A 22488-nucleotide genomic window follows, 5' to 3' on the forward strand; every position below is an offset into this window, starting at 1 on the left:
AGTAATAAACGACCTTGGCTTATTGACGTTTCACTTTTCACAATCGACCATTCACTTTTTACAATGATGTTAAATAGGGATAATTTTTTACAGCGAGCAGAATTGTTGCGTATACAAAAACGCTATAAAGAAGCCGAACAACAAATAAGTGTGGTATTGCAAAACAATCCCGAAGACGTGGATGCATTGGTGATTTTAGGACACTGTAAATTAGATACCAAACAAACTGATGAAGCCATTACCATACTCAAGCAAACCTTGCAATATGAAGCACATAACGATTATGTGTTTTACTTAATTGCATTTGCATACTATCAAAATAATCATAATTCATTTGCGTTACAATTTTTGGATAAAGCACTTGCAATTTTTCCTTACAATGCTGGGTATTTTGCTTTAAAAGCACATATTCTTTTGGAAGAGAAGGACTATCAAATTGCTTTAGAAGCTGCCAATAATGGGCTTGCTGTGGATGCGGAAAATGTAGGTTGTTTAAATGCACGTTCAACTGCTTTGTTTAGATTGAATAGAAAAGAAGAAGCTTACGAAACGATTAACGAAGCATTAGAACTTGACCCAGAAGATTATAGAACACATGCCAATTATGGTTGGCACTATTTAGAAAAAGGAAAATATAAAACGGCCACGCATCATTTTAGAGAAGCATTGCGATTAAATCCAAATTATGCTTACGCTAAGCAAGGTTATAAAGCGGCATTAAAATCTAGAATGCCTTTTTACCGTTGGATGTTGCAATATTCACTTTGGATAAGCAGACAGCAACGTGGCGTGCGAATTGGCTTGCCACTAGGCTTATGGTTATTGGTTAATTTACTAAACAATGTAAAAACCAACGCATTTCTAACGCAGTTAGCTACAGTTTTATTGATTTTCTATGTATTGTTTTTTGTGATGACGTGGTTGAGCAGTGCATTTGCTAATTTGTATTTGCTATTTACAAAACATGGTAGGTATGTATTAGATAATAATGAACGGTACAGTGCTATTGGTGTAGGTATTACTACGGCAATTGCTATAGCACTAATTATTCCTGGGTTTATGGTAAATGAAGGATTTTTTATACTTGCAGCACTTGTCGCCTCTTTTGCCTTGCCTATAAATGAGTTAGTGTTTCCGATTAAATTATTTAAAGGTAATGGTAGATTGGTAACGGCTCATATCATGCTATTACTAGGTTTGGCTGCGTTAATTACCGTTTTTTTTAGCTCACAAGTAGGTACATTTTTCGGTATCGTTTATTTTATTTTCTTGGTTGGTTTTACTTGGTCAAGCAGTGCCAGAATTCTTAAATAGCCTTTACTGCTATGAAAATATGGTGCTATGAAATAATATCATTAGTTTCTTTTTTGCTTTATGGTTAATTCAAACCTTTATCATTTTCAGCTTTAAAATTTGTTTAGCGGCGCTTTTAAAAGCAGGCGTTTCATTATCTATTCTGTCTTCAATCAGTAGCTGTAATTCTGGCAAAATTTCTGGATAAAATTTGCTAAGCTTTCGCAGCATGTGCAGCGAAAAGGCTGTTACTGCAGTAGCCGTATTGGGGTCTTCAATAAATGCAAAACAAATATTCATCAAGTTGCCATGATGTTGTTCTGGTATATTAGTATCGTTTAAAATTCTAAGTGCATTGCGCTGTACAGAATCATTGGCATTAGGCCTTTGTAGTCTTTCTACCAATAAGTCAATATAGGGTTCAAGCATTTCTAGGTACTTTTTAGCCGCCCAATTAACACACCAAGAAGCCCGCTGAGAAAGCCTGTAGTGATCGCTTGCAAAACAATCCATTAGTTCTTTAAACTTTGCTCTAGAACTAGCCGCATAAGTTGTAATCGCGATAGCATGGTCGGTAGAATATTTCTCTAAAATGGCTTCAGCAATATTCATTGCAGTAAACGTTTGATGGTCTGTAATTCAGTAATATCTACACTAGTTTCGTTGTTATCATCTTGCATTGCTTCGTTTATATAATCCATCGCTGTAGGAATCATTTTTTTGCAGCTTGCGTGGTATTCTTTGGTGTTAATGGTATTGATTAAATCTTGCATATTGCTGCTTTTTACGCCACCACCTGGCATAATAATGATGCGGTCTTTTGCTAGGGTAACCAATTCTTGCAGCAAGTTTTTACCAGCTACAACATCTGCTTTTTGTCCGCTAGTAAGTATGCGATGGCAGCCACAACTAATAATATCTTCTAGGCCTTTGTAAGGGTTAATGCATCTATCAAAAGCACGGTGAAAGGTTACTTGCATAGGATAGGCGAGTTGCACCAAAGCTTTGGTTTTAGGTATATCAATATTGCCATCGGGCAGTAATACGCCTAATACCACACCATTAAAACCCAATTCTTTGCACAGCAAAATATCTTGTTGCATGGCTGCATATTCAACATCTGTGTACACAAAATCACCACCAGTGGGTATAATTAATACGTTCACAGGAATGCTGACTTTTTCCCTTACCATTTTTAGTACGCCATAGCTTGGTGTAGTGCCACCATTTGCATAATTTTCACAAAGTTCTAATCTATCTGCACCATTATTAGCGGCAATAATGGCTGAATTAATATTAAAAACAGGTACTTCGAGAAGCATTGGAATTTGAAATTTGGGGTTTATGATTTGGGATTTTTTGTAGTCAATACTAGTACATTCTAATTTCAAATATCAAATCAAATAACATACTTACCATCTACTAACAAATTCTCATTCCCTTCGTAGCATACCGCATAGTTAAAGCCTTTTTGTATGCAATAACCACCGTATTCGCCTTGTTTATTAATGGCTATAAAACCTACCTGAATGTCTTTTGCTTTAGCGCCTTTAATTTTTATGATGCGCTCTACGGCTTTTTTACAGGCTGCTTCTGGGTGCAAGCCTTGGCGCATAAACTCAACCACAGAGTGCGAACCGCAAATGCGTATCACATCTTCACCTTGGCCAGTGGCTGTAGCAGCACCTACCTCATTGTCTACAAATAAACCAGCACCAATGATTGGCGAATCACCCAATCTACCGCGCATTTTAAAGCCTTGTCCACTTGTGGTGCAACTACCGCTTAGGTTACCATTTGCATCCATGGCTACCATGCCTATAGTGTCGTGGTTCCATTCACCTGTATCTAATTTTTCAGGTGCAAAAGGGCCATGACCACTTTCTGTTCTTTCTATATTAATTATGGGTTTGTAGTCGCTCTTTTTAAGCCATGTATCATAACTTTTTTGCGCATCAGCACTCAGTTTGCCATCTTCTAGCGTGAAGCCTTCGGCTAGGGCAAATTGTTGCGCACCGCTACCCACTAGCATTACATGCGGTGTTTTTTCCATGACCCGCCTTGCTACAGATATGGGGTGTTTGATGCGTTCTAAAAATGCTACGCTACCACAGTTAAAGTTTTCATCCATAATGCAAGCATCTAGCGTTACAAAGCCATCTCTATCAGGATTTGCGCCTAAGCCTACGCAGCAGTTTTGGGATGCTTCCGTAACCATTACACCTTGTTCTACGGCATCTAACGCTCTGCCACCAGTGCGCAATACTTGCCAAGCGGCTTTATTGGCTGCTATACCTGCGTCCCAAGTTGAAATAACGATGGGTTTTATAACTGTTTGTTTTCCTCTAAAAGATACCAAACTTGCGGCTGATACACCTAAAGATCCTAACTGTAAAAATTTTCTTCTTTGCATTGTTGGCTTATTCGTTAATAGCTAATTTTTTAATTAAATCATCGCTGATAGTATCACCATACACACCATAGGCATTTACCAATACACCTTTCATGCTTCCATCTTTGGCCGTAATAGCGTATACAACAGAAGAATCGTCTGGATCGTTCTCGCCTTCAAAACGATAATGTGCCACAATTTCAAATGCATTTGGGTTTAAGCAAACGCCTGTAGTCTTACATTCTAGTTTATCAAAAGCAATCTTAAAATCGGTGGTAAAACCTTTCGCTTCTAAGTCGTTTAATGCTTCTACCAATGTATCGTAATGAGTCATAAAATATTTTAAGGAAGATAGGGATTATTTTATGTAAACAAATAAAGGATACTACCTACAGTTGAAAATTTTGAAAATAGCTCAGTCAACATGGTCTTGTCTAGGCGCATTGAGAGCTATAACCGCAAACGTTATCATAAATAAATTGAGCGTATTATTAACATTCCACAAAATCCTTCTGTTACCTTTAAACCCAAACTTAACGATTGAATGATGACAATTAACAGAAACATTTTAACCCTCGACGAATTTACAATTATGCAGTTGCGAGGTTTCCCTGCTGCTACTGGGGAATTGAGTAGTTTGTTCAGAGATTTAGGACTTGCTGCCAAACGTGTAAATGTAGAAGTAAACAAAGCAGGCTTGGTAGATATACTTGGCGATGCTGGAAGTGTTAATGTGCAAGGAGAAGATGTAAAAAAGCTTGATATTTATGCAAATAACCAATTTATGGGCGTACTAAAACACGGGATTAGCTGCGCTGGTATTGGTAGTGAAGAATTAGATGATTTTGTCGTGTTTGATGATGAAGTGAGCAATAATAGTAAGTATGTGGTTCAGTTTGACCCTTTAGATGGTAGTGGTAATATTGATGTGAACATTTCTATCGGTACTATTTTTAGTGTGTATCGCCGCGTAAGTGAGGTAGGTAAGCCTTGTACGAAAGCAGACTTTTTGCAAGCAGGCAACCGTCAGGTGGCTGCTGGTTATATGATTTATGGTTCTTCTACCATGTTTGTATATGCGACTAAATTGGGTGTTAATGGTTTTACGTTAGATCCTGCTATTGGCGAGTTTTGTTTAAGTCATCCAAATATAAAATGCCCGTCAAGTGGCAATGTATATTCAGTTAATCACGGGCATTTTTTTAGATATTCTGAAGGTGTACGTAACTACATTAATGCTTGTCAGAAAAAAGATAAAAGCAATGGCGGCCCTTATACACAGCGCTATATTGGCAGTATGGTGGCCGATGTACACCGTAACCTTATGAAGGGTGGCATCTTTATGTATCCTGGTACGGTAGATAAGCCTTTGGGCAAGTTGCGTTTATTGTACGAGTGCAATCCATTTGCCTACATTATTGAAATGGCAGGTGGTAGAGCCACCGATGGTAAGCAGCGTATTATGGATATTCAGCCTACATTTTTACACCAACGTACGCCTTTTTTTATAGGCAGTATGGATATGATGAATGAGCTAGACACTTATATTACTGGTGAAAAATAAATCCAACTTTTTTTTATAACAAAGCGCCATAATTCTTCATTACAAAATGATGTTTTATGGCGCTTTTTGTGTTACTTGCCTTGCTATAATATTGTATTATGAAACCAGTTTTTTTATTAGTCATTGGTATTTGCCTTGCAGCAACTGTATTTGCGCAGCAACCCTACAACCATCATAAAATGGTATTTGCGGCTACCAATAAGCCCAATACTATTATTTACAACGATACCATTTACAATGGCAGTACTCAGTTTAAAACGTTGTTTTTACGCACTGGCGATGCAGAACTCATTAAGCTATTTCAACAACACCAAAGCAATAAAGTAGTGGGTAATGTGCTAGGCATTGTAGGTTCGTTTGGTATTGGATTTGGCGTAGGTATCGCCACATCTAACAACAATAATAAGGGTGCTGGCTGGGCTATTGTTGGTGGCGGTTTAGCAACTTCTATTGTGGGTGGTTATTTGATGTTAGTAGGTCAGCACAAATTAACTGCTGCTATCGATTTGTTTAATAAAAAATATACGACCAAAACCACTGCAGGTTTAGGTATAACAAATAGTGGTGTGGGTGTGGTGGTAAAATTTTAATAAAGAAGATAAACACACGAATGAAGCAGATGTATTAGATTCACACAGATTTTTCTGGTGCTAAATACAGCCATTTTTCTCTGAGACAACAGTATTTTCCTTGTTGCTATTATAAAATAATCATTATGCAAAAAGTCATCATAAGTGTACAAGATTTACGCAAAACCTATGGCGAATTTGAAGCTGTTAAGGGTATTAGCTTTGAGGTGTATGAAGGCGAAATATTTGGGCTGCTTGGGCCAAATGGTGCTGGTAAATCTACCACACTAGAAATTATCGAAACTCTACGCCAAAAAACAAGTGGTAAAATTGTAGTAGATGGGCTTGACCTTGACAAAAACCCGAACGATATTAAAAAAATTATCGGGGTGCAATTGCAGGCTAGTGGCTTTTACCCTGGCTTAAATTTGGTAGAATTGATTAACCTTTTTGCAGGGCTGTACAACCAAACGGTAGATCCGCTTGAATTTTTAGATAAAGTAAACTTGCGTGATAAAGCCAAAGCCAAGTTTAAAGAACTAAGTGGTGGTCAGAAGCAACGCTTTTCTATTGCTACTACCTTAATCAATCAGCCGAAAATTATATTTTTAGATGAACCTACTACAGGGCTTGATCCACAAGCAAGGCGCAACCTTTGGGATTTAATTTTAGACATTCGTAAGCAAGGGACTACCGTAATTATTACGACGCACTATATGGATGAAGCCGAAGTGTTGTGCGATAGAGTAGCCATTATAGACAGTGGTAATATCATCGCTATCAACACACCTAACCAACTGATAGACGACCTTGTGGCCACTGGTTTTGAAAGACCAACACAAGTAAAAAAAGCAAATTTGGAAGATGTATTTATTAATTTGACAGGTGTGAATATGCGGGAAGAGTAATTGTCTAAGGCTAAGGTGTCATGAGGCAAAGAGTAAGAAAAAATCCAGTCTTTGATATGTTTGAAATAATTTTTAAGTAGGTTAACTATTGTATGTCGGAGATACTGATTGGATAATCATATTACCTCCTGGCTAAGATTTATTATGAAGTTCTTGGCATAAGACATGGTATTAAATATACAAGCAACATATGGTGAATCTGGCCTTACTAGTAGCTTGAATACAAAAGCTGAGAATGCTAGTGAAACCATATTTTTACCAATATTAAGTCAGTAAATATATATTATCAATTATGGATCAGCGCTACCCTATAGGTCATTTTGAACCACAACCATTTTCTGAAAATCAAAAGGCGGCTTGGCTTGCAGATATTCAATTTTTGCCAAGAGCAGTAGAAATGGCCATTGAAAATCTAAACGATACGCATTTTGAAACACCTTACCGTGATGGCGGTTGGACGGTGAAACAATTAGTACATCATATTGCAGATAGTCATGTAAACGCTTATTGTCGTTTTAAACTTGGGTTGACGGAAAATAACCCTACTATTAAGCCTTACGAAGAGAAAGGTTGGGCGTTATTGGCCGATATAGATTTGGTGCCAATTAATACGTCTATCACGATGCTTTATGCTATTCATCAACGACTACATGCTACGATCGCCAATCTTACAGAAGAACAATGGCAAAGAACGGTCTATCATCCTGCAAGTGAAAAAACCATGAGTTTGTGGTTTTTGCTAGGTATGTATGCATGGCATGGTAAACATCATGTTGCGCATATTACCACATTAAGAGAACGTAATAATTGGTAGGTAACTTCGATAAAAGAAAGTATAAATTTCTGCGTTGTTGAGGAGGAATTTATTTATAACCAAGCATTCAAAAATGAAAGATTTAAGTTGGAAAGTACTATCCTCGAGCTATTTAATTAAAGATACTTGGGCTACCATACGTGTTGAAAGTTGCCAAACACCCGATGGTAGAATTGTAGAACCTTATTATGTTTACGAATTTCCCAATTGGGTAACTGCAGTGGCGTTTACCAAAGATGGCAGGGTGATTTTAGAAAGGCAGTACCGCCATGCCTTAGGGAAAACTATGTACGAAATACCAGGCGGCTGTGTAGATGCTAGTGATGCCAACTTAGAAGCAGCAATCGGCAGGGAATTGTTGGAAGAAACTGGTTATAGATTTGAGAAGTTTGACTATCTAGGAACTACATCGGCCAACCCAAGTACCAATACGAATATCATGCATATGTTTATTGCATATGATGGTGAATGCGTAGCGGAGCAACAACTAGATGCAGGTGAAGATTTAGAAGTATTGATTGTAACGGTGGATGAATTTTTAGAATTATTTAGACAAGGCGCGTTTATACAAGCCATGCATACGGTAGCTATATATAGAGCACTAGAAAAGCTAGGAAAATTAACAATACAGTTATAGGAATATAGATGATAACTATTTGGTAGTTGCTTAGCTAGAATAATTCAAAAAAATCACAGTATACACTAACTCTTTTCCTTTACTTTGAAGCAAGAAAATACCCAAATGGCTGAGAAAAGATATATTTTAAATAAAGAAGTAGCTGCGCAAAAAATGCAGCGCATGGCACTTGAGATAGCCGAGCAATTAGATGGCGACACGGCTGAACTTATCATCATTGGGGTGAAAAATAGTGGTATGGTAATAGCCGAAAAAATTGGTGCTTTATTGCAACAACATGTTCACTTTTCCATTCGCATTATTGGGTTAAGTTTAGATAAACATGCACCACAGAACATAGAATTGACTGATCCAACTATAGATTTTAATGGTAAAAACGTGATAATTACAGATGATGTATCAAACAGCGGTAGGGTGTTGTTATATGCACTAAAGCCCTTGTTAGCGTTTTATCCAAAACGCATCCAAACGTTGGTATTGGTAGAAAGAATGCACAAAGCTTTTCCTGTAAAATCAGATTATATTGGGCTAACCATCGCCACCGCTTTAGAAGACCATATTCAAGTAGAAGTAGAAAATGGGGAAGTGATAGGAGCGTTTATTTAGCATGCTTTGTTAGTTAAAATGATTTTATTTGTACACAAATAATTTTAATAAAATACAGTGCTCACACAAATGCAAAACCTAAAATTTTAATCATATGAATGCGACTGCAGAACAAAACGTAAAACTTTGGTTAGAAGGTAATTACGATGATACTACAAAAGACGCCATAAAAAAACTACAATCTGAAAACCCAACAGAATTAGAAGATAGTTATTACCGCAGTCTAGAGTTTGGTACAGGTGGTTTGCGTGGTATTATGGGTGTAGGTACCAACCGTATGAATAAATATACCGTGGGCATGGCTACGCAAGGCTTTTCCAATTATTTAAAAAATGTATTTGAGGGCGAGGAAATTAAGGTGGCAATAGCACATGATAGCCGTAATAACAGTCGCTTTTTTGCTGAAACAGTGGCTAATGTGTTTGCAGCCAATGGTATTAAAGTGTTTTTGTTTGATGCTCTAAGACCAACACCTGAGTTGAGTTTTGCAATAAGACATTTGGGTTGTAAAGGTGGCGTGGTATGTACGGCAAGCCACAACCCTAAAGAATACAATGGCTACAAAGCCTATTGGGATGATGGTGGACAGTTAGTACCGCCACATGATAAAAACGTCATTAAAGAAGTAGAGGCGATACAAAGTGTAAATGACGTAAAATTTACTGGTGGTGAAGCAAATATTACCATCATCGGTAAGGATATGGATGATGCTTATATCAGTATGGTGAAGGGTTTAAGCGTATATCCAGATGTTATAGCAGCACAGCACGATCTTAAAATTGTATATACACCAATTCATGGAACTGGTATTATGTTAGTGCCAAAAACCTTGGCAGCTTTTGGCTTTACCAATGTAAATGTGGTAGAAGCGCAAGCAACACCGGATGGTAATTTTCCTACGGTTGTATATCCAAATCCAGAAGAAAAAGAAACCATGAGTATTGGTTTAGCACAAGCTAAAGCAACTGATGCCGACATTTTATGTGGTACAGACCCTGATGCGGATAGAGTAGGTGTGGGTGTAAAAAATCATAAGGGTGAGTGGGTGTTAATGAATGGTAATCAAACAGCTGTATTGGCTATTGCTTACATGCTAGAAGCTCGTAAAGCTAAAGGTATTGCGCAGCCAAATGATATGGTAGTTACAACCATAGTTACTTCAGAAATGGTGAATGTGTTAGCCGAGAAAAATAATGTGGCTTGCTACAATGTGTTAACGGGCTTTAAATGGATAGCTGAGAAAATTAAAGAATTACAAGGCGTTAAAAACTACGTAATTGGTGGCGAAGAAAGCTTTGGTTTAATGATTGGCGACCAAGTGCGTGATAAAGATGCAGTAAGTTCTGTTGCCTTAATGTGTGAAATGGCAGCATACGAAAAAGCCAAAGGCAGAACCTTGTTCGACAAATTAATAGATTTATATATTGAATACGGTTTCTACTTAGAAAACCTTATCAGCATTACTAAAAAAGGGATGAATGGCCAGAAAGAAATTGCTGATATGATGGAAGGCTATCGCAACAATCCACCTGCAACGATTAATGGTAGCAAAGTGATTACTTTACTTGACTACGGCTTATCTGTGGGTAAAAACTTATTAACTGGTGAAACTTATAATATAGAATTACCAAAAAGCAATGTGTTGCAATTTATCACAGAAGATGGCAGTAAAATTTCTGCAAGACCAAGTGGAACGGAGCCTAAAATTAAATTCTACTTTAGTGTAAACACCAAGCTAGTGAAACGTGAAGATTTCGATGCTAAAAATGCTGAACTAGAAGCTAAAATAGAAGCCATAATTGAAGATATGAAGCTGAGATAATTTTGTAATGTCAAATAAAATATAGCTGCTCTGACTATAGTTAGAGCAGTTTTTTTATTAATTCAATTGAACGTAACAAAAAAGAGGTCGTTTCAAGTTCTTGAAACGACCTCTTTTACTATTTTGAAGACGAGTACTAATTACTAGTAATGCTAGCAGTAAGATATTCTTGATTTAAACGTGCAATATTGGTTAAAGAAATTTCTTTAGGGCAAGTGGCTTCACAAGCACCAGTATTGGTACAAGCGCCGAAACCTTCTTTATCCATTTGTGCTACCATGTTAAGTACACGGCTTCTACGCTCAGGTTCACCTTGTGGTAATAATGCTAAGTGAGATACTTTAGCACTTAAGAATAACATCGCACTACTGTTTTTGCAAGCAGCTACACAAGCACCGCAACCAATACACATTGCCGCTGCGAAAGCTGCATCCGCTTTATCTTTGTTAATTGGTAAGGCGTTACCATCTACAGCATTACCTGTGTTTACACTAATATAACCACCAGCTTGTATAATTCTATCAAAAGCACTTCTATCAACCATTAAATCTTTTACCACAGGAAAAGCATTCGCTCTCCATGGCTCGATGGTGATGGTATCGCCATCTTTAAAAGCTCTCATATGCAACTGACAAGTGGTATTTGCTTGCCATGGACCATGAGGTTTACCGTCAATATACATGGAGCACATACCGCAAATACCTTCACGACAATCGTGGTCGAAAGCTACAGGCTCTGCACCTTCAACTATTAATTGCTCATTTAAAACGTCAATCATTTCAAGGAAAGACATTTCGTGTGAGATGTTTTTTACCTGATAAGTTTCAAACTTACCTTCTGCTTTTGTGTTTTGTTGACGCCAAACTTTTAAAGTTAGGTTCATGCCATTATTTTCCATAAGCCATCCCTAAGTGGGAATATTTATAGTTGTTAGAAAATTAAATTTAAGACCTCTCGAAGAAAACCTTTTATTGTTCCTCTATGGGAGCTAGGGGCATTCTTACTTATAATTCCTCTGACTAGGTTTAATTACATCGTAATTCAACGGTTCTTTATGTAAGTTCCAGTTGCTTTCACCAGCAAATTCCCATGCTGCAACATACATATAATTTGCATCATCACGTAATGCCTCACCTTCAGGTGTTTGGTACTCTTCTCTAAAGTGACCGCCACAGCTTTCATTACGGTTCAACGCGTCTTTACACATCAATTCACCAAGTTCAATAAAGTCAGCAACACGGTTTGCTTTGTCTAGTTCTGGGTTCATTTCATTAATGCCACCAGGAATTCTTACATCGCTCCAAAATTCTGCTTTCAAAGCTTGCACTTCAGCAATAGCTTGTTTTAAGCCTTCTTCGTTTCTAGCCATACCACATTTGTCCCAGATAATTTTACCCAAGCGTTTGTGGAAGCTTTCTACGCTTTGCTTGCCTTTGATATTCATTAAAGTATTAATTCGATCAGCAACGGCTTTCTCAGCTTCTGCAAAAGCAGGGTGATCTGTAGAAATCGCTTTCGCGTAAATTTCATCAGCTAGGTAGTTACCCAATGTGTACGGAATTACAAAATAACCGTCTGCCAAACCTTGCATCAAAGCACTTGCACCTAAGCGGTTTGCACCATGATCGCTAAAGTTCGCTTCACCTAAGGCAAATACACCTGGTAGAGTAGTTTGTAATTCATAATCTACCCACAAGCCACCCATTGTATAGTGAACAGCAGGGTAAATACGCATTGGGACTTCATATGGGTTTTCGCCAGTAATTTTTTGATACATGTCAAACAAGTTGCCATATTTCTCTTTTACTACTTGCTTGCCTAATGCTATAATTTCTTCTTGAGAAGCATGGTCGTTACCATGTTTGCTCACTTCTATTTTGCCATAACGCTCTATAGCCGCTGCATAATCTAAGTAAACCGCTTGCTTACTAGTGCCTACACCATAACCAGCATCGCAACGTTCTTTAGCAGCTCTACTAGCTACGTCACGTGGTACTAAGTTACCAAAGGCAGGGTATCTTCTTTCTAAGTAATAATCTCTTTCTTCTTCCGGTATATCGTTTGGCTTTCTAGTGTCTCCAAGTTTTGCAGGTACCCAAATTCTACCATCATTACGTAAACTTTCACTCATCAATGTAAGTTTACTTTGGTGGTCGCCGCTTACAGGAATACAAGTTGGGTGAATTTGTGTAAAACATGGATTTGCAAAAGCAGCACCTTTTCTGTGCGCTTTCCAAGCTGCGGTTACGTTACTACCCATCGCATTGGTTGATAAATAGAACACGTTACCATAACCACCAGTGCATAACAAAACTGCGTGACCAAAATGGCGTTCTAGTTCACCATTTACCAAGTTACGAGCGATGATACCACGTGCTTTACCATCTATCATGACCACATCTTGCATTTCGTGACGCGCCATCATTTTCACATTACCCAAAGCCACTTGACGCTCAAGGGCTTGGTAAGCACCTATTAATAACTGCTGACCAGTTTGGCCAGCCGCATAAAATGTACGTTGTACTTGTGTACCACCAAAGCTACGGTTGCTTAGTAACCCACCATATTCACGAGCAAAAGGAACACCTTGTGCTACGCATTGGTCTATAATATTGGTACTTACCTCAGCTAAGCGATGCACATTGGCTTCTCTCGAACGGTAATCGCCACCTTTAATTGTATCATAAAATAAACGAAAAACGCTATCACCATCATTTTGATAGTTTTTAGCAGCATTAATACCACCCTGTGCGGCAATTGAGTGAGCACGACGAGGACTATCTTGAAAACAAAAAGCTTTTACTTTATAACCCATTTCGCCCAAAGAAGCTGCAGCCGATGCACCAGCCAAACCAGTACCTACCACAATTACTTCTAGTTTACGTTTGTTAGCTGGATTTACCAGTTTGCAATGGCCTTTGTACTCGTTCCATTTTGTTTCTAATGGACCTGCAGGAATTTTTGCGTTTAACATACTATTCAATTAAGCATTGATAATTAAGAATTTCTAATTGCCGCTATTGGCTTTTACCATCAAAACTGTGCGATATTTTTTGTGTCACCAGCTTTTGTACAAGTATTTAGCGCCTGTTGCGTCGCACACTTGTACGTTTTTTTTCTCTACTGAGCTATACCCAACCCAAATAAAAACTAATAGGCATTAGAGCAAATATTAAAGAAATAACGATTGAAAAACCCAAGCCTAAGCTACTTAACATGATGTGGTAGCGCTTGTTATGTACACCCAATGTTTTAAAAGCACTTTGAAAGCCATGTGCTAGGTGATAACCCAAAGAAATACAGCCTGCCACATAAGCTATAACCACCCACAAATGACTGAAGGTTTCTTGCATGGTTGCATATAAGTTAATTTCTTCACCTAACAAAAAGCCTTGACTAGAACGGTTAGGATACCAAAAATGAGATAAGTGAATAATTAAGAATAAAAGGATGATAGTACCCAAAAGCGCCATACTACGGCTATACCATTTGCTACCTCTATTGCCATAAGGTACTTCGTAACCGATAGCTCTTGCTTTTTTATTTTTTAGTGTAAGCCCGTAAGCTTGAACAATGTGGAGAATAAATCCAGCAAATAAGCCAATTTCTAAAATTCTTGGCACCACATTACTACCCATAAAGTGAGCGCCTCTATTAAACATTTCGCCACCATCCATTGCCCAAATGCAGGCATTAAGGCTAGCGTGTACTAGTAAAAATAAAATCAGAAAAATACCGGTAAGCGCCATTGTAAGCTTTTTACCTACTGATGTTGAGAAGACTTGTTTCCAGGTCATAAAGCAAGATTATGGGTTTGTTAAAATCGTTGCAAATGTAGTGCTACAACAAATGCCAACTTCTATTGAAAAAAATATTTTACGATAACGATTGCTTAAATAACCAATAACGTGCTAAATGGTTGAATGATAATGGGAAAAATGCATTTTCAATTGGTTATTAAACAGGTATAAACCTCAAATAATACGAACCTTTAAACCAATAAAAACGTCACTAAATTGTATAAATCTCTTGCTTGGAATCAATTGGTCGCTTTTAAAAATTTTGCGATATAATCATTGGATGTGGTTACATCATTGTGCGACAAAAGTGTGTGCATCAATAAAATGCTTGTTTTCCTCATATCGTTTTCGGCAAACTGTGTGTCTTCTTTTTGTACAAATTGCAAACCATTTTTTTGAATTATTTGCTGCAGTTTTTTGGAACTAGCATTGGTATTCGGCTTATTGGTGTACAAATTAATCAAGCTACAATTTGTATGATGTTGAAGATAATTTGCAATTTTGTCTTCATTGCCACTTATCGCATCAAAAAGTAAGATGCTTTTGATTGGTAAATTGCTGAAATTGATAATTTGTACAAGTACCCTTGAAGCACCGCTATGGCCAGCAATCATTAAATCGCCATTGCTATTTGGATTAATGATGTTTTCACCTACAAGTTTATCGTTAATATCTTTCATAAATCGGTTAAAATAATTGGCTTGCTCCCATTTGCCACAATAACTATCCTGAGCATTTTTTGCCGCTTCGGGCATTACCAAAATAGCGTTGATGCCAGAAGCATTGAGTTGTTCCCTCAATTTGAACTGTTCAAGCGTGCTGTAAATATTGTTGTTCCAGCCATGAAACCATAAAAAATAATGCCAAGGCTTGTTTTTATTAAAATATTTTGGAACAAAAAGGATAGTGGTATTATCATTAAACCTACTATCATTACTGCTATAGTTTGGGTTAAATCGATTATCGGGAAACATAGCATTGTTCGATTGAAAGCTAAGCTGCTTGTCTTGTGCGTTTGCTTGGCGTAAACCAAAGCAATTGCATATTAACAACATCATCAAAACTGAAAAATAAGATTTCAAAATGGTCGTTTTTATCATACTTAATAGGTGTTGAATTGTAATAATACGTCTTATTTTGCTTTTATACTAATTTTTGTTAAATTATTAGTCATTAATTTAAAGTATTTTCCAATTATATTAACTACTCTGAAGCCATTTGATAAAGTACCAAGTGTTATTTTTATTCTTGAAAGCCTCCATAATGTTTACATGAGCGCAGTAAAACTGCTTTTACTGGCATTTTGTGTAACCAAAACTGCTGAATTTATCGTTTTACATAAACTGTAGCAACCGTTTTTTTTTGACTCACGTTTACACAACAAAATAAAAGTATTATGAAAAAGAATGTTTTCTCTCTAATCTTGTTGTGTACATGTTGCACTACTATTTTTTTATCTTGCAAAAAAAACGATGCTGTCACTGCGCCTACCATTGTTAAACAGTGGACAGTCTCATTATCTGCAAAAAATGAAAACCCAGCGCCAGCTGGTAGAAATGAAACAGGTACAGCTTCATTTATGCTGATGTCTGATAATTCCTTAGTTTATACAATTACTGTTAACAACTTGGCTTCAGGTGATATGTTTGTGGCTGCACACTTACATGCTGGCGATGCTATTACAAGTGGTCCAGTGATTTTACCACTTGCACCAGTTTTTTCTGGCGGAGTAGGTACAGGTACTACCACTAATCTTAGAAGCACACTTGTAGACAGTTTAAAAAATGATATGAATGAAATCTATTTTAATGCGCATACATCGCAAGTAGGTTCTGGTTTAATAAGGGGTCAGTTAAATACAAATATTGAAATGGCGGCTGATGTGGCTTTAAATGGCGCTAATGAGGCAAACCCTGTAACAACTTCTGCTATTGGACTTGCCACATTTAGATTAACGACTTCTCAAAAATTGTATACTAAATATGTGATTACTAATTTAGAATCAGGCGATACTCTAACTGCAGCACATATCCACAAGGGTGCTTGGGGTACCAACGGTCCAGTTATTTTGCCTATTTATGGTAGTAATGCAGAATTTGGAACAGTAAAAATTATTCCTATAACAGACCCAGCGCTTTTTGCATCGCTAAAAACTGATGCGATTTACGCCAATGCACATAGTATAATGCATCCTGGCGGCATCATAAGAGGACAAATTCGATAATGTTTCTCAGCGACTTTTTCTCGCTAATCTTATTTGAATATAAAAAAATTATCATGAAAATAAGTCTTTCCACAGCCGCAATTTTAGGCATTTTGTGCGTCACTGTTCTTGTTGGTTGTACTAAAAATAATTCAACACCGCCAGCTATTATTGTAAAACAATGGACAGTAATGCTTTCTGCAAAAAATGAAAATCCCGCACCTCTTGGAAGAAGTGAAACTGGTACGGCTTCGTTTATGTTAATGTCAGATAATTCTCTTAAATACACGATTAATATTAATAATTTGGCTTCTGGCGACATAATAGCTGCTGCACACTTACATGCTGGGGATGCTATAACCACTGGTCCGGAAATATTGGACATTGATGCTGTTTTTAATGGTGGCATTGGTGTAGGTACAACTACCAATTTAAGGCAGACATTAGTAGACAGTTTGAAAGATGATACAAATGAAATCTATTTTCATGCACACTCCATCCAAGTGCCTTCAGGTTTATTTAGGGGTCAGCTAAATACAAATATTGAAATGGCGGCTGATGTAGCTTTAAGTGGTGCTAATGAATCAACTCCTGTAACAACTTCTGCAATCGGACTCGCTACTTTTAGATTGACGACTTCTCAAAAATTATACACTAAATATGTTATTACCAATTTAGAAGCTGGTGATACTCTGGTTGCAGCGCATATTCACAAAGGTGCAGTAGGCGTGAGTGGACCAGTAATTGTACCAGTTTATGGTAGTAATGCAGAATTTGGTACTGTAAAAATTATTCCAATAACAGACCCAGCACTTTTTACATCATTAAAAGCGGATGCTATTTATGCTAATGCACATAGTAAAATGCATCCAGGTGGCATAGTAAGAGGACAAATAAGATAATTATCAAAACTGAAAAGCGGCTATCTCATATTTTTTAGGTAGCCGCTTTTTGTTGGTATGTCACTGTGGGAATCCTTTTTGCGTTTGGTAAAAAAGAAAAAGAAATAAAATAAACATTCATCCGCTCAGAAGTTTTACTTTCATTGTCTAAACGAAGAGCGCCATGCAACATTTGAAGATTTATACGAAGGAAGACGTTTTGAGCCATACCAAAATTCGTCGATTTGAAACTAAGTTGGGTGAGCGTTTACAGATTATTCGTAATCCTAAAGACCTAGAGGAAAGCCTTCAAAATACATTGGCGCGCTACGTAATAATTGGTGTACCTGAAGATATAGGTGTGCGAGCTAATCAAGGTATTGGCGGCGCCGATACTGCTTGGCAAAGTTTTTTAGATGCTTTTTTAAACTGCCAAAGCAACGATTTTTTAGGTGGTGAAGAAATCATATTACTCGGCCATTTCGATTTTAGTGCTGTGGCAGAATTAATCGAAGCATCAGCACAAAGTTTTGATGAAAAAGTAGATGCGTATCGCCACGCGGTCAATATGATTGATGATGAGGTAGAGCAATTGGTACATATTATTACCCAAAACAGAAAATTGCCTGTAGTCATAGGCGGTGGCCACAATAATGCTTATCCATGTATTAAAGGTGCAGCAAAGGGTTGGCACAAAAGCGGTGTGATTCCATTTGCACAAATTAATGCTATTAACTTAGATGCGCATGCCGATTACAGACCGATGGAAGGCCGCCACAGTGGTAATGCCTTTAGATATGCAGAAGAAGATGGCTATCTTGAAAAATACTTTGCTATTGGCCTACACGAAAACTATTTGCAACAAAACGTGTGGATGGATATGGTAAACAATCCATTTATTGATTGCATCACATTTGAAGATATTTTTATACATGAGAAAAGAGATTTTACACAAGCCTTAAAAGATGCCACAGAATTTACCGATGATACCTTATGTGGTATAGAATTAGACCTCGATTGCATTGCCAACACGTTAAGTTGCGATATGTCACCAGTGGGAGTTTCCGCTATTCAGGCAAGGCAATATGTAAACTATATCGTGCTAGATACGCAACCCGCTTACCTGCACATTTGCGAAGGCGCAACTAATTTAATGAATGGTAGAAACGATGCAAGTACTGGTAAATTAATTAGTTATCTAGTAAGTGACTTTATAAAAGGAATGCAACAAGTATACTAAAATTGGTATTTGAAATGAAAATGATTGTTGGTAATGTTTTATAATTGTTGGATGGTTGCTTCAAAAATAGCACTCAACTTTTCATCTGCTTTACCTGCAACGGCAATAATTTCTGCAATATTCACGGGCTGTAAATCATCGGGATTACACTCATCTGTAATTACACTTACGGCTGCACAAGTGAGCCCAACATGATTGGCCACAATTACCTCTGGTACTGTGCTCATGCCAACCATATCGGCGCCACAGTTTTTTAAATATCTGTATTCGCCGCGGGTTTCTAAATTCGGCCCCATTACGCTTACATATACACCCTTTTGCAGTGTTACGTTTAAGGATGCTGCTGTATTTATTAATAGATTATTCAAATAATTACTATAAGGTTGACACATATCAACAAAGCGATTTCCAAAAGCAGGGTCGTTTAAGCCACGTAAAGGATTTTCTGGGAGCATATTAATGTGGTCATCCAATAGTACCAAATCGCCTTTTTTATAAGCCAAATTCATACCGCCAGCGGCATTGCTTAATAATAAATAATCAATCCCTAACGCCTTCATTACACGAATAGGAAAGGTAATTTGTTGCATACTATAACCTTCATAATAATGAAACCGACCTTGCATGGCAATTACTTTAGTATTGCCTACTTTACCTATTATTAATTGCCCTTTATGGAACTCAACTGTAGCCACAGGAAAGTTAGGAATCTCGTGGTAAGGCATGGTTGTTTCTATAGCCATTTTATTAATAAATGAACCTAGACCTGAACCTAAAACTATACCTACTTTAGCATCCACAAATCCATTAGATTCTAAAAAGTGGGCGGTTTCTTTTATTTTTTCAAGCAGGTGTTCCATAAAATCTTTTTTTAGTTACCAATTCATTATATCGTTTGCTAAAATATTGGTTTGAACGGATTTAAAAACTATTCTTATTATTACATCGTAGATAAAACATCATCAAGACAAAACACTATTGAACAAGCTAGTTACCATATTATGTGCGATTGCCTTTGTTTTAAAGGTATCATCACAAACGCCATATAAAATTGGAGATTTAGTTAATGAATTTACTATTAATACAACGCTAAATACAAAACAATCATTTTCAACCCTCAAAAATATAAACGGAAATATTGTAGTTCTAGATTTTTTTGGTACTTGGTGTGTGCCTTGCATCAAGGCATTGCCAACTTTAACTGCGTTGCAGCAAAAATATACTGGCAAGTTAAGCATTCTTTTAATTTCAATTGAAGAAGAACAACGATTGAAAGACTTTATTGCACAAAGAAAAAACTTGAGCTTGCCGATAGTTGTAGATAAAGGCGAAGCCATTACGCAATTATTTCAACCGCCAGCTTATCCTTATACCATAGTATTAAATGAAGAAAGAAAAATTATAGCGATTACTAAAGCAGAAAATTTAACTGAAAACTATATTGATTCTTTGTTGGCAATAAAGCAGCCAGAAAATATTATGGTGCCACAAAAGCCTGTGGTTAAACAATTACAACAAGCAATTGTAAAAGAAAAAATGCCAATAAACCCAATTATTGCATTATCTGAGCAATTTATTTATGCAGCTAAAACTGGTACAAATACGGCCAGTTTAATCACTAATTTACAAACATTGCCTTTTGATAGCTTACATAATTTTTTGGTAACAGATAGTGAAAAAAAAGCATTTTGGATCAATATTTACAATGGTTTTACGCATGTATTCCTCGATAAAAATCCTGAACGTTATAAAAATAGAAGTAGTTTTTTTTCTGCTAAGCAAATTACAATTGCGGGTAAATTATTTAGTTTAGATGCTATTGAGCATGGCATATTAAGACGTTCAAAAATTAAATGGAGCGAAGGTTATTTAAACAAATGGTTTCCTTCAAAAATAGAAAAAGAATTACGTGTAGATACACTTGATTATCGCATTCATTTTGCTCTAAACTGCGGTGCTAAAAGTTGCCCACCAATTGCTTTTTATAATGCTTCAAAAATAAATGAACAATTAGATATAGCTACTAAAGCGTATTTAAATGGTGAAGCTGACTATAATGCCAGGAATAATACACTGCAACTACCAACATTGATGAGTTGGTTTAGACACGATTTTGGCGGCAAAAAGCAAATGCTTAGACTGGCAAAACAATTAGGTATTGTACCAGCAGATAAACAACCTACCATACATTTTAAGAAATACGATTGGAATCTTTATTTGAATAACTTTAAAAACTAAACACCATATGTCTAATCATTATTACAACGCAGAAGATCTTGGAAAATTTGGTAATATAGGCGCGTATCAAAAAGAAATGGCCGATAAATTTTTTGGTTGGTATGGCGAAGTATTTAAAGACAGCGCATTGTCTGCCAAAGAAAAGTCCTTAATAGCGCTAGCCGTGGCGCATGCCGTGCAATGCCCTTATTGCATAGATGCCTATAGTAGCGATGCTTACGAGAAAGGCTATAGCGAGGCACAAATGATGGAAGCGGTACACGTAGCAAGTGCCATAAAAGGTGGTGCAGTTTTAGTACATGGCGTTCAAATGATGAACAAAGTGAAAGAAATTGCTATGTAATTTTTTATGTTACCAGCAGTTGTTTTTCAATTGAGCAATGGTTGCGTATCACACTGCAACGGTTAGATTCTTTTATCAGCAATAACAATAATATGGCTACAAAAAGCTTAAAAGCGCAAGGTAATATCTTGGCTAATGCACAAGAGCAAATAGATATTTTGGAACATGGTATTAATCATGATGATGCATTTCGTTTAATTCCCTTTCAGCAGCAATTGGCGCAAATTGGTTTAAATCCATTAACTGCAACAAATCTTGAAATTTTTCAAGTGAATGTAGGCAAAATGTGCAACCAAGTTTGCAAGCACTGTCATGTAGATGCTGGACCAGATAGAAAGGAAATTATGACCAGAGCAACCATGCAACAATGCTTAGATATTTTAGCTCAAAATCCATCATTTACAACAGTAGATTTAACAGGTGGTGCTCCAGAAATGAACCCAGATTTTAGATGGTTTGTTGATGAAATTAAAAAGCTGGGCAAACATGTTATTGTACGTTGCAACCTCACCATTATTTTGGCCAATAAAAAATACAACGATTTACCAGAATATTTTAAAAATCATCAAATAGAGGTGGTATCATCTTTACCATCTTACACTCAAGATAGAACCGATAGACAACGTGGCGACGGCGTTTTTCAAGACAGCATTAAAGCCTTGCAAATGTTGAATGCTGTGGGCTATGGTGTAGAAGGATCGGGGTTAATTTTAAACTTGGTGTATAATCCGGCAGGGGCTTTTTTGCCACCATCGCAAGAGGCATTACAGAAAGAATACAAAACAGAATTAAAGAAGCTTTTTGGTATTGCGTTTAATCAATTATTTGCCATTACTAATATGCCCATAAGTCGCTACTTAGATTACTTGTTACAAACAGGTAATTACGAAAAGTATATGGAAAAATTAACGGCCGCTTTTAATCCAAGTGCTGCCAAAAATGTGATGTGCCGTAACACGCTATCTATAGGTTGGGATGGTTTTATATACGACTGCGATTTTAACCAAATGCTCGATTTAAAAGTAGATAGTAGCAGCAAGCATATTGCAAATTTTAATGCAGCTAACCTAAGTCAGCGTTCTATTGTTATAAACCAGCATTGCTATGGTTGTACCGCTGGTGCTGGTAGTAGTTGTGGTGGTTCTGTTGCATAAAGAGATGAACGTACAAGTGTGCGA

Annotated in this window: 23 protein-coding genes; 14 read left to right on the forward strand and 9 right to left on the reverse strand. The window is 37.0% G+C overall.

The genetic code is table 11. The features are described 5' to 3' along the window. The first annotated feature begins 63 nt into the window (after positions 1–63). Positions 64–1314, forward strand: a complete 1251-nt coding sequence (locus ACFOW1_RS00315; protein WP_379011398.1) for a tetratricopeptide repeat protein — start codon at positions 64–66, stop codon at positions 1312–1314. A gap of 69 nt (positions 1315–1383) precedes the next feature. On the opposite strand, the gene ACFOW1_RS00320 is transcribed toward ACFOW1_RS00315, so the two are convergent. The 4 genes from ACFOW1_RS00320 to ACFOW1_RS00335 form a co-directional block, all read right to left on the reverse strand. After that, the gene (locus ACFOW1_RS00320) at positions 1384–1905 is read right to left on the reverse strand and encodes a hypothetical protein (protein ID WP_379011399.1); all 522 of its coding nucleotides are present in this window, start codon (positions 1903–1905) and stop codon (positions 1384–1386) included. After that, the gene (locus ACFOW1_RS00325; protein ID WP_379011401.1) at positions 1902–2615 is read right to left on the reverse strand and encodes a copper homeostasis protein CutC; all 714 of its coding nucleotides are present in this window, start codon (positions 2613–2615) and stop codon (positions 1902–1904) included. Before ACFOW1_RS00325 ends, ACFOW1_RS00320 begins: the two co-directional genes overlap by 4 nt. 77 nt (positions 2616–2692) lie before the next feature. Beyond that, positions 2693–3706, reverse strand: coding sequence for an isoaspartyl peptidase/L-asparaginase family protein (locus tag ACFOW1_RS00330; RefSeq protein WP_379011403.1), 1014 nt, complete (start codon positions 3704–3706; stop codon positions 2693–2695). 7 nt (positions 3707–3713) lie between these two features. Next, positions 3714–4019, reverse strand: a complete 306-nt coding sequence (locus ACFOW1_RS00335) for a phosphoribosylpyrophosphate synthetase (RefSeq protein WP_379011404.1) — start codon at positions 4017–4019, stop codon at positions 3714–3716. A gap of 210 nt (positions 4020–4229) precedes the next feature. Here ACFOW1_RS00335 and fbp point away from each other — a divergent pair, with 210 nt between their 5' ends. The 7 genes from fbp to ACFOW1_RS00370 all read left to right on the forward strand — a co-directional run bounded on the left by fbp (position 4230) and on the right by ACFOW1_RS00370 (position 10605). Further along, the gene (fbp, locus tag ACFOW1_RS00340; RefSeq protein ID WP_379011406.1) at positions 4230–5249 is read left to right on the forward strand and encodes a class 1 fructose-bisphosphatase; all 1020 of its coding nucleotides are present in this window, start codon (positions 4230–4232) and stop codon (positions 5247–5249) included. A 98-nt stretch (positions 5250–5347) separates the two neighbouring features. Next, on the forward strand, positions 5348–5839 hold the full coding sequence (locus tag ACFOW1_RS00345; protein WP_379011407.1) for a hypothetical protein: 492 nt from the start codon (positions 5348–5350) through the stop codon (positions 5837–5839). A 125-nt stretch (positions 5840–5964) separates the two neighbouring features. Then, positions 5965–6726: an ABC transporter ATP-binding protein gene (locus ACFOW1_RS00350; RefSeq protein WP_379011408.1), complete on the forward strand. Its 762-nt coding sequence runs from the start codon at positions 5965–5967 to the stop codon at positions 6724–6726. Between the two features lie 292 nt (positions 6727–7018). Beyond that, a complete protein-coding gene (locus tag ACFOW1_RS00355) occupies positions 7019–7540 on the forward strand; it encodes a YfiT family bacillithiol transferase (RefSeq protein WP_379011409.1) in 522 nt (173 codons plus the stop codon). A gap of 73 nt (positions 7541–7613) precedes the next feature. Then, positions 7614–8177, forward strand: a complete 564-nt coding sequence (locus ACFOW1_RS00360; RefSeq protein ID WP_379011410.1) for an NUDIX hydrolase — start codon at positions 7614–7616, stop codon at positions 8175–8177. 105 nt (positions 8178–8282) lie between these two features. Next, positions 8283–8783, forward strand: coding sequence for a phosphoribosyltransferase family protein (locus tag ACFOW1_RS00365; RefSeq protein ID WP_379011412.1), 501 nt, complete (start codon positions 8283–8285; stop codon positions 8781–8783). A 94-nt stretch (positions 8784–8877) separates the two neighbouring features. Continuing rightward, positions 8878–10605 (forward strand): phospho-sugar mutase, encoded by a 1728-nt coding sequence (locus ACFOW1_RS00370; protein WP_379011414.1) that lies wholly within the window; start codon positions 8878–8880, stop codon positions 10603–10605. Between the two features lie 136 nt (positions 10606–10741). Here ACFOW1_RS00370 and ACFOW1_RS00375 read toward each other — a convergent pair whose 3' ends face one another. The 4 genes from ACFOW1_RS00375 to ACFOW1_RS00390 form a co-directional block, all read right to left on the reverse strand. Then, positions 10742–11488, reverse strand: coding sequence for a succinate dehydrogenase/fumarate reductase iron-sulfur subunit (locus ACFOW1_RS00375; RefSeq protein WP_379011415.1), 747 nt, complete (start codon positions 11486–11488; stop codon positions 10742–10744). Positions 11489–11605: 117 nt separating this feature from the next. Continuing rightward, entirely contained in the window at positions 11606–13579 is a 1974-nt protein-coding gene (locus ACFOW1_RS00380; protein WP_379011416.1) for a fumarate reductase/succinate dehydrogenase flavoprotein subunit, read from the reverse strand. Positions 13580–13733: 154 nt separating this feature from the next. Next, positions 13734–14402 (reverse strand): succinate dehydrogenase cytochrome b subunit, encoded by a 669-nt coding sequence (locus ACFOW1_RS00385; protein ID WP_379011417.1) that lies wholly within the window; start codon positions 14400–14402, stop codon positions 13734–13736. Between the two features lie 242 nt (positions 14403–14644). Then, positions 14645–15487, reverse strand: coding sequence for a hypothetical protein (locus ACFOW1_RS00390; protein WP_379011418.1), 843 nt, complete (start codon positions 15485–15487; stop codon positions 14645–14647). 314 nt (positions 15488–15801) lie between these two features. Between ACFOW1_RS00390 and ACFOW1_RS00395 the strand changes: the two genes are divergently transcribed. The 3 genes from ACFOW1_RS00395 to ACFOW1_RS00405 all read left to right on the forward strand — a co-directional run bounded on the left by ACFOW1_RS00395 (position 15802) and on the right by ACFOW1_RS00405 (position 18729). After that, the gene (locus ACFOW1_RS00395; RefSeq protein WP_379011419.1) at positions 15802–16629 is read left to right on the forward strand and encodes a CHRD domain-containing protein; all 828 of its coding nucleotides are present in this window, start codon (positions 15802–15804) and stop codon (positions 16627–16629) included. Positions 16630–16682: 53 nt separating this feature from the next. Further along, entirely contained in the window at positions 16683–17510 is an 828-nt protein-coding gene (locus tag ACFOW1_RS00400) for a CHRD domain-containing protein (RefSeq protein ID WP_379011420.1), read from the forward strand. A gap of 163 nt (positions 17511–17673) precedes the next feature. Then, positions 17674–18729 carry a formimidoylglutamase gene (locus ACFOW1_RS00405; protein WP_379011423.1) on the forward strand — a complete coding sequence of 352 codons (1056 nt, stop codon included), beginning with the start codon at positions 17674–17676 and terminating at the stop codon, positions 18727–18729. Between the two features lie 38 nt (positions 18730–18767). On the opposite strand, the gene ACFOW1_RS00410 is transcribed toward ACFOW1_RS00405, so the two are convergent. Then, positions 18768–19589, reverse strand: coding sequence for a purine-nucleoside phosphorylase (locus tag ACFOW1_RS00410; protein WP_379011424.1), 822 nt, complete (start codon positions 19587–19589; stop codon positions 18768–18770). A gap of 118 nt (positions 19590–19707) precedes the next feature. Between ACFOW1_RS00410 and ACFOW1_RS00415 the strand changes: the two genes are divergently transcribed. From ACFOW1_RS00415 to arsS, 3 genes are all read left to right on the forward strand, one after another. Further along, complete coding sequence (locus tag ACFOW1_RS00415; protein ID WP_379011425.1) at positions 19708–20967, forward strand: DUF547 domain-containing protein; 1260 nt, start codon at positions 19708–19710, stop codon at positions 20965–20967. A 7-nt stretch (positions 20968–20974) separates the two neighbouring features. Beyond that, entirely contained in the window at positions 20975–21310 is a 336-nt protein-coding gene (locus tag ACFOW1_RS00420) for an arsenosugar biosynthesis-associated peroxidase-like protein (protein WP_379011426.1), read from the forward strand. Positions 21311–21402: 92 nt separating this feature from the next. Further along, positions 21403–22464 (forward strand): arsenosugar biosynthesis radical SAM (seleno)protein ArsS, encoded by a 1062-nt coding sequence (arsS, locus tag ACFOW1_RS00425; RefSeq protein ID WP_379011427.1) that lies wholly within the window; start codon positions 21403–21405, stop codon positions 22462–22464. Positions 22465–22488: the final 24 nt, after the last annotated feature.

Source organism: Parasediminibacterium paludis, from assembly GCF_042651445.1.
Classification (GTDB): Bacteria; Bacteroidota; Bacteroidia; order Chitinophagales; family Chitinophagaceae; genus Parasediminibacterium; species Parasediminibacterium paludis.

Excerpts from the sequence above, each read along its gene's own strand:
- ACFOW1_RS00315 (WP_379011398.1), top strand. The coding sequence starts at position 64 with ATGATGTTAAATAGGGATAATTTTTTACAGCGAGCAGAATTGTTGCGT.
- ACFOW1_RS00320 (WP_379011399.1), bottom strand. The coding sequence starts at position 1,905 with ATGAATATTGCTGAAGCCATTTTAGAGAAATATTCTACCGACCATGCT.
- ACFOW1_RS00325 (WP_379011401.1), bottom strand. The coding sequence starts at position 2,615 with ATGCTTCTCGAAGTACCTGTTTTTAATATTAATTCAGCCATTATTGCC.
- ACFOW1_RS00330 (WP_379011403.1), bottom strand. The coding sequence starts at position 3,706 with ATGCAAAGAAGAAAATTTTTACAGTTAGGATCTTTAGGTGTATCAGCC.
- ACFOW1_RS00335 (WP_379011404.1), bottom strand. The coding sequence starts at position 4,019 with ATGACTCATTACGATACATTGGTAGAAGCATTAAACGACTTAGAAGCG.
- fbp (WP_379011406.1), top strand. The coding sequence starts at position 4,230 with ATGATGACAATTAACAGAAACATTTTAACCCTCGACGAATTTACAATT.
- ACFOW1_RS00345 (WP_379011407.1), top strand. The coding sequence starts at position 5,348 with ATGAAACCAGTTTTTTTATTAGTCATTGGTATTTGCCTTGCAGCAACT.
- ACFOW1_RS00350 (WP_379011408.1), top strand. The coding sequence starts at position 5,965 with ATGCAAAAAGTCATCATAAGTGTACAAGATTTACGCAAAACCTATGGC.
- ACFOW1_RS00355 (WP_379011409.1), top strand. The coding sequence starts at position 7,019 with ATGGATCAGCGCTACCCTATAGGTCATTTTGAACCACAACCATTTTCT.
- ACFOW1_RS00360 (WP_379011410.1), top strand. The coding sequence starts at position 7,614 with ATGAAAGATTTAAGTTGGAAAGTACTATCCTCGAGCTATTTAATTAAA.
- ACFOW1_RS00365 (WP_379011412.1), top strand. The coding sequence starts at position 8,283 with ATGGCTGAGAAAAGATATATTTTAAATAAAGAAGTAGCTGCGCAAAAA.
- ACFOW1_RS00370 (WP_379011414.1), top strand. The coding sequence starts at position 8,878 with ATGAATGCGACTGCAGAACAAAACGTAAAACTTTGGTTAGAAGGTAAT.
- ACFOW1_RS00375 (WP_379011415.1), bottom strand. The coding sequence starts at position 11,488 with ATGAACCTAACTTTAAAAGTTTGGCGTCAACAAAACACAAAAGCAGAA.
- ACFOW1_RS00380 (WP_379011416.1), bottom strand. The coding sequence starts at position 13,579 with ATGTTAAACGCAAAAATTCCTGCAGGTCCATTAGAAACAAAATGGAAC.
- ACFOW1_RS00385 (WP_379011417.1), bottom strand. The coding sequence starts at position 14,402 with ATGACCTGGAAACAAGTCTTCTCAACATCAGTAGGTAAAAAGCTTACA.
- ACFOW1_RS00395 (WP_379011419.1), top strand. The coding sequence starts at position 15,802 with ATGAAAAAGAATGTTTTCTCTCTAATCTTGTTGTGTACATGTTGCACT.
- ACFOW1_RS00400 (WP_379011420.1), top strand. The coding sequence starts at position 16,683 with ATGAAAATAAGTCTTTCCACAGCCGCAATTTTAGGCATTTTGTGCGTC.
- ACFOW1_RS00405 (WP_379011423.1), top strand. The coding sequence starts at position 17,674 with ATGCAACATTTGAAGATTTATACGAAGGAAGACGTTTTGAGCCATACC.
- ACFOW1_RS00410 (WP_379011424.1), bottom strand. The coding sequence starts at position 19,589 with ATGGAACACCTGCTTGAAAAAATAAAAGAAACCGCCCACTTTTTAGAA.
- ACFOW1_RS00420 (WP_379011426.1), top strand. The coding sequence starts at position 20,975 with ATGTCTAATCATTATTACAACGCAGAAGATCTTGGAAAATTTGGTAAT.
- arsS (WP_379011427.1), top strand. The coding sequence starts at position 21,403 with ATGGCTACAAAAAGCTTAAAAGCGCAAGGTAATATCTTGGCTAATGCA.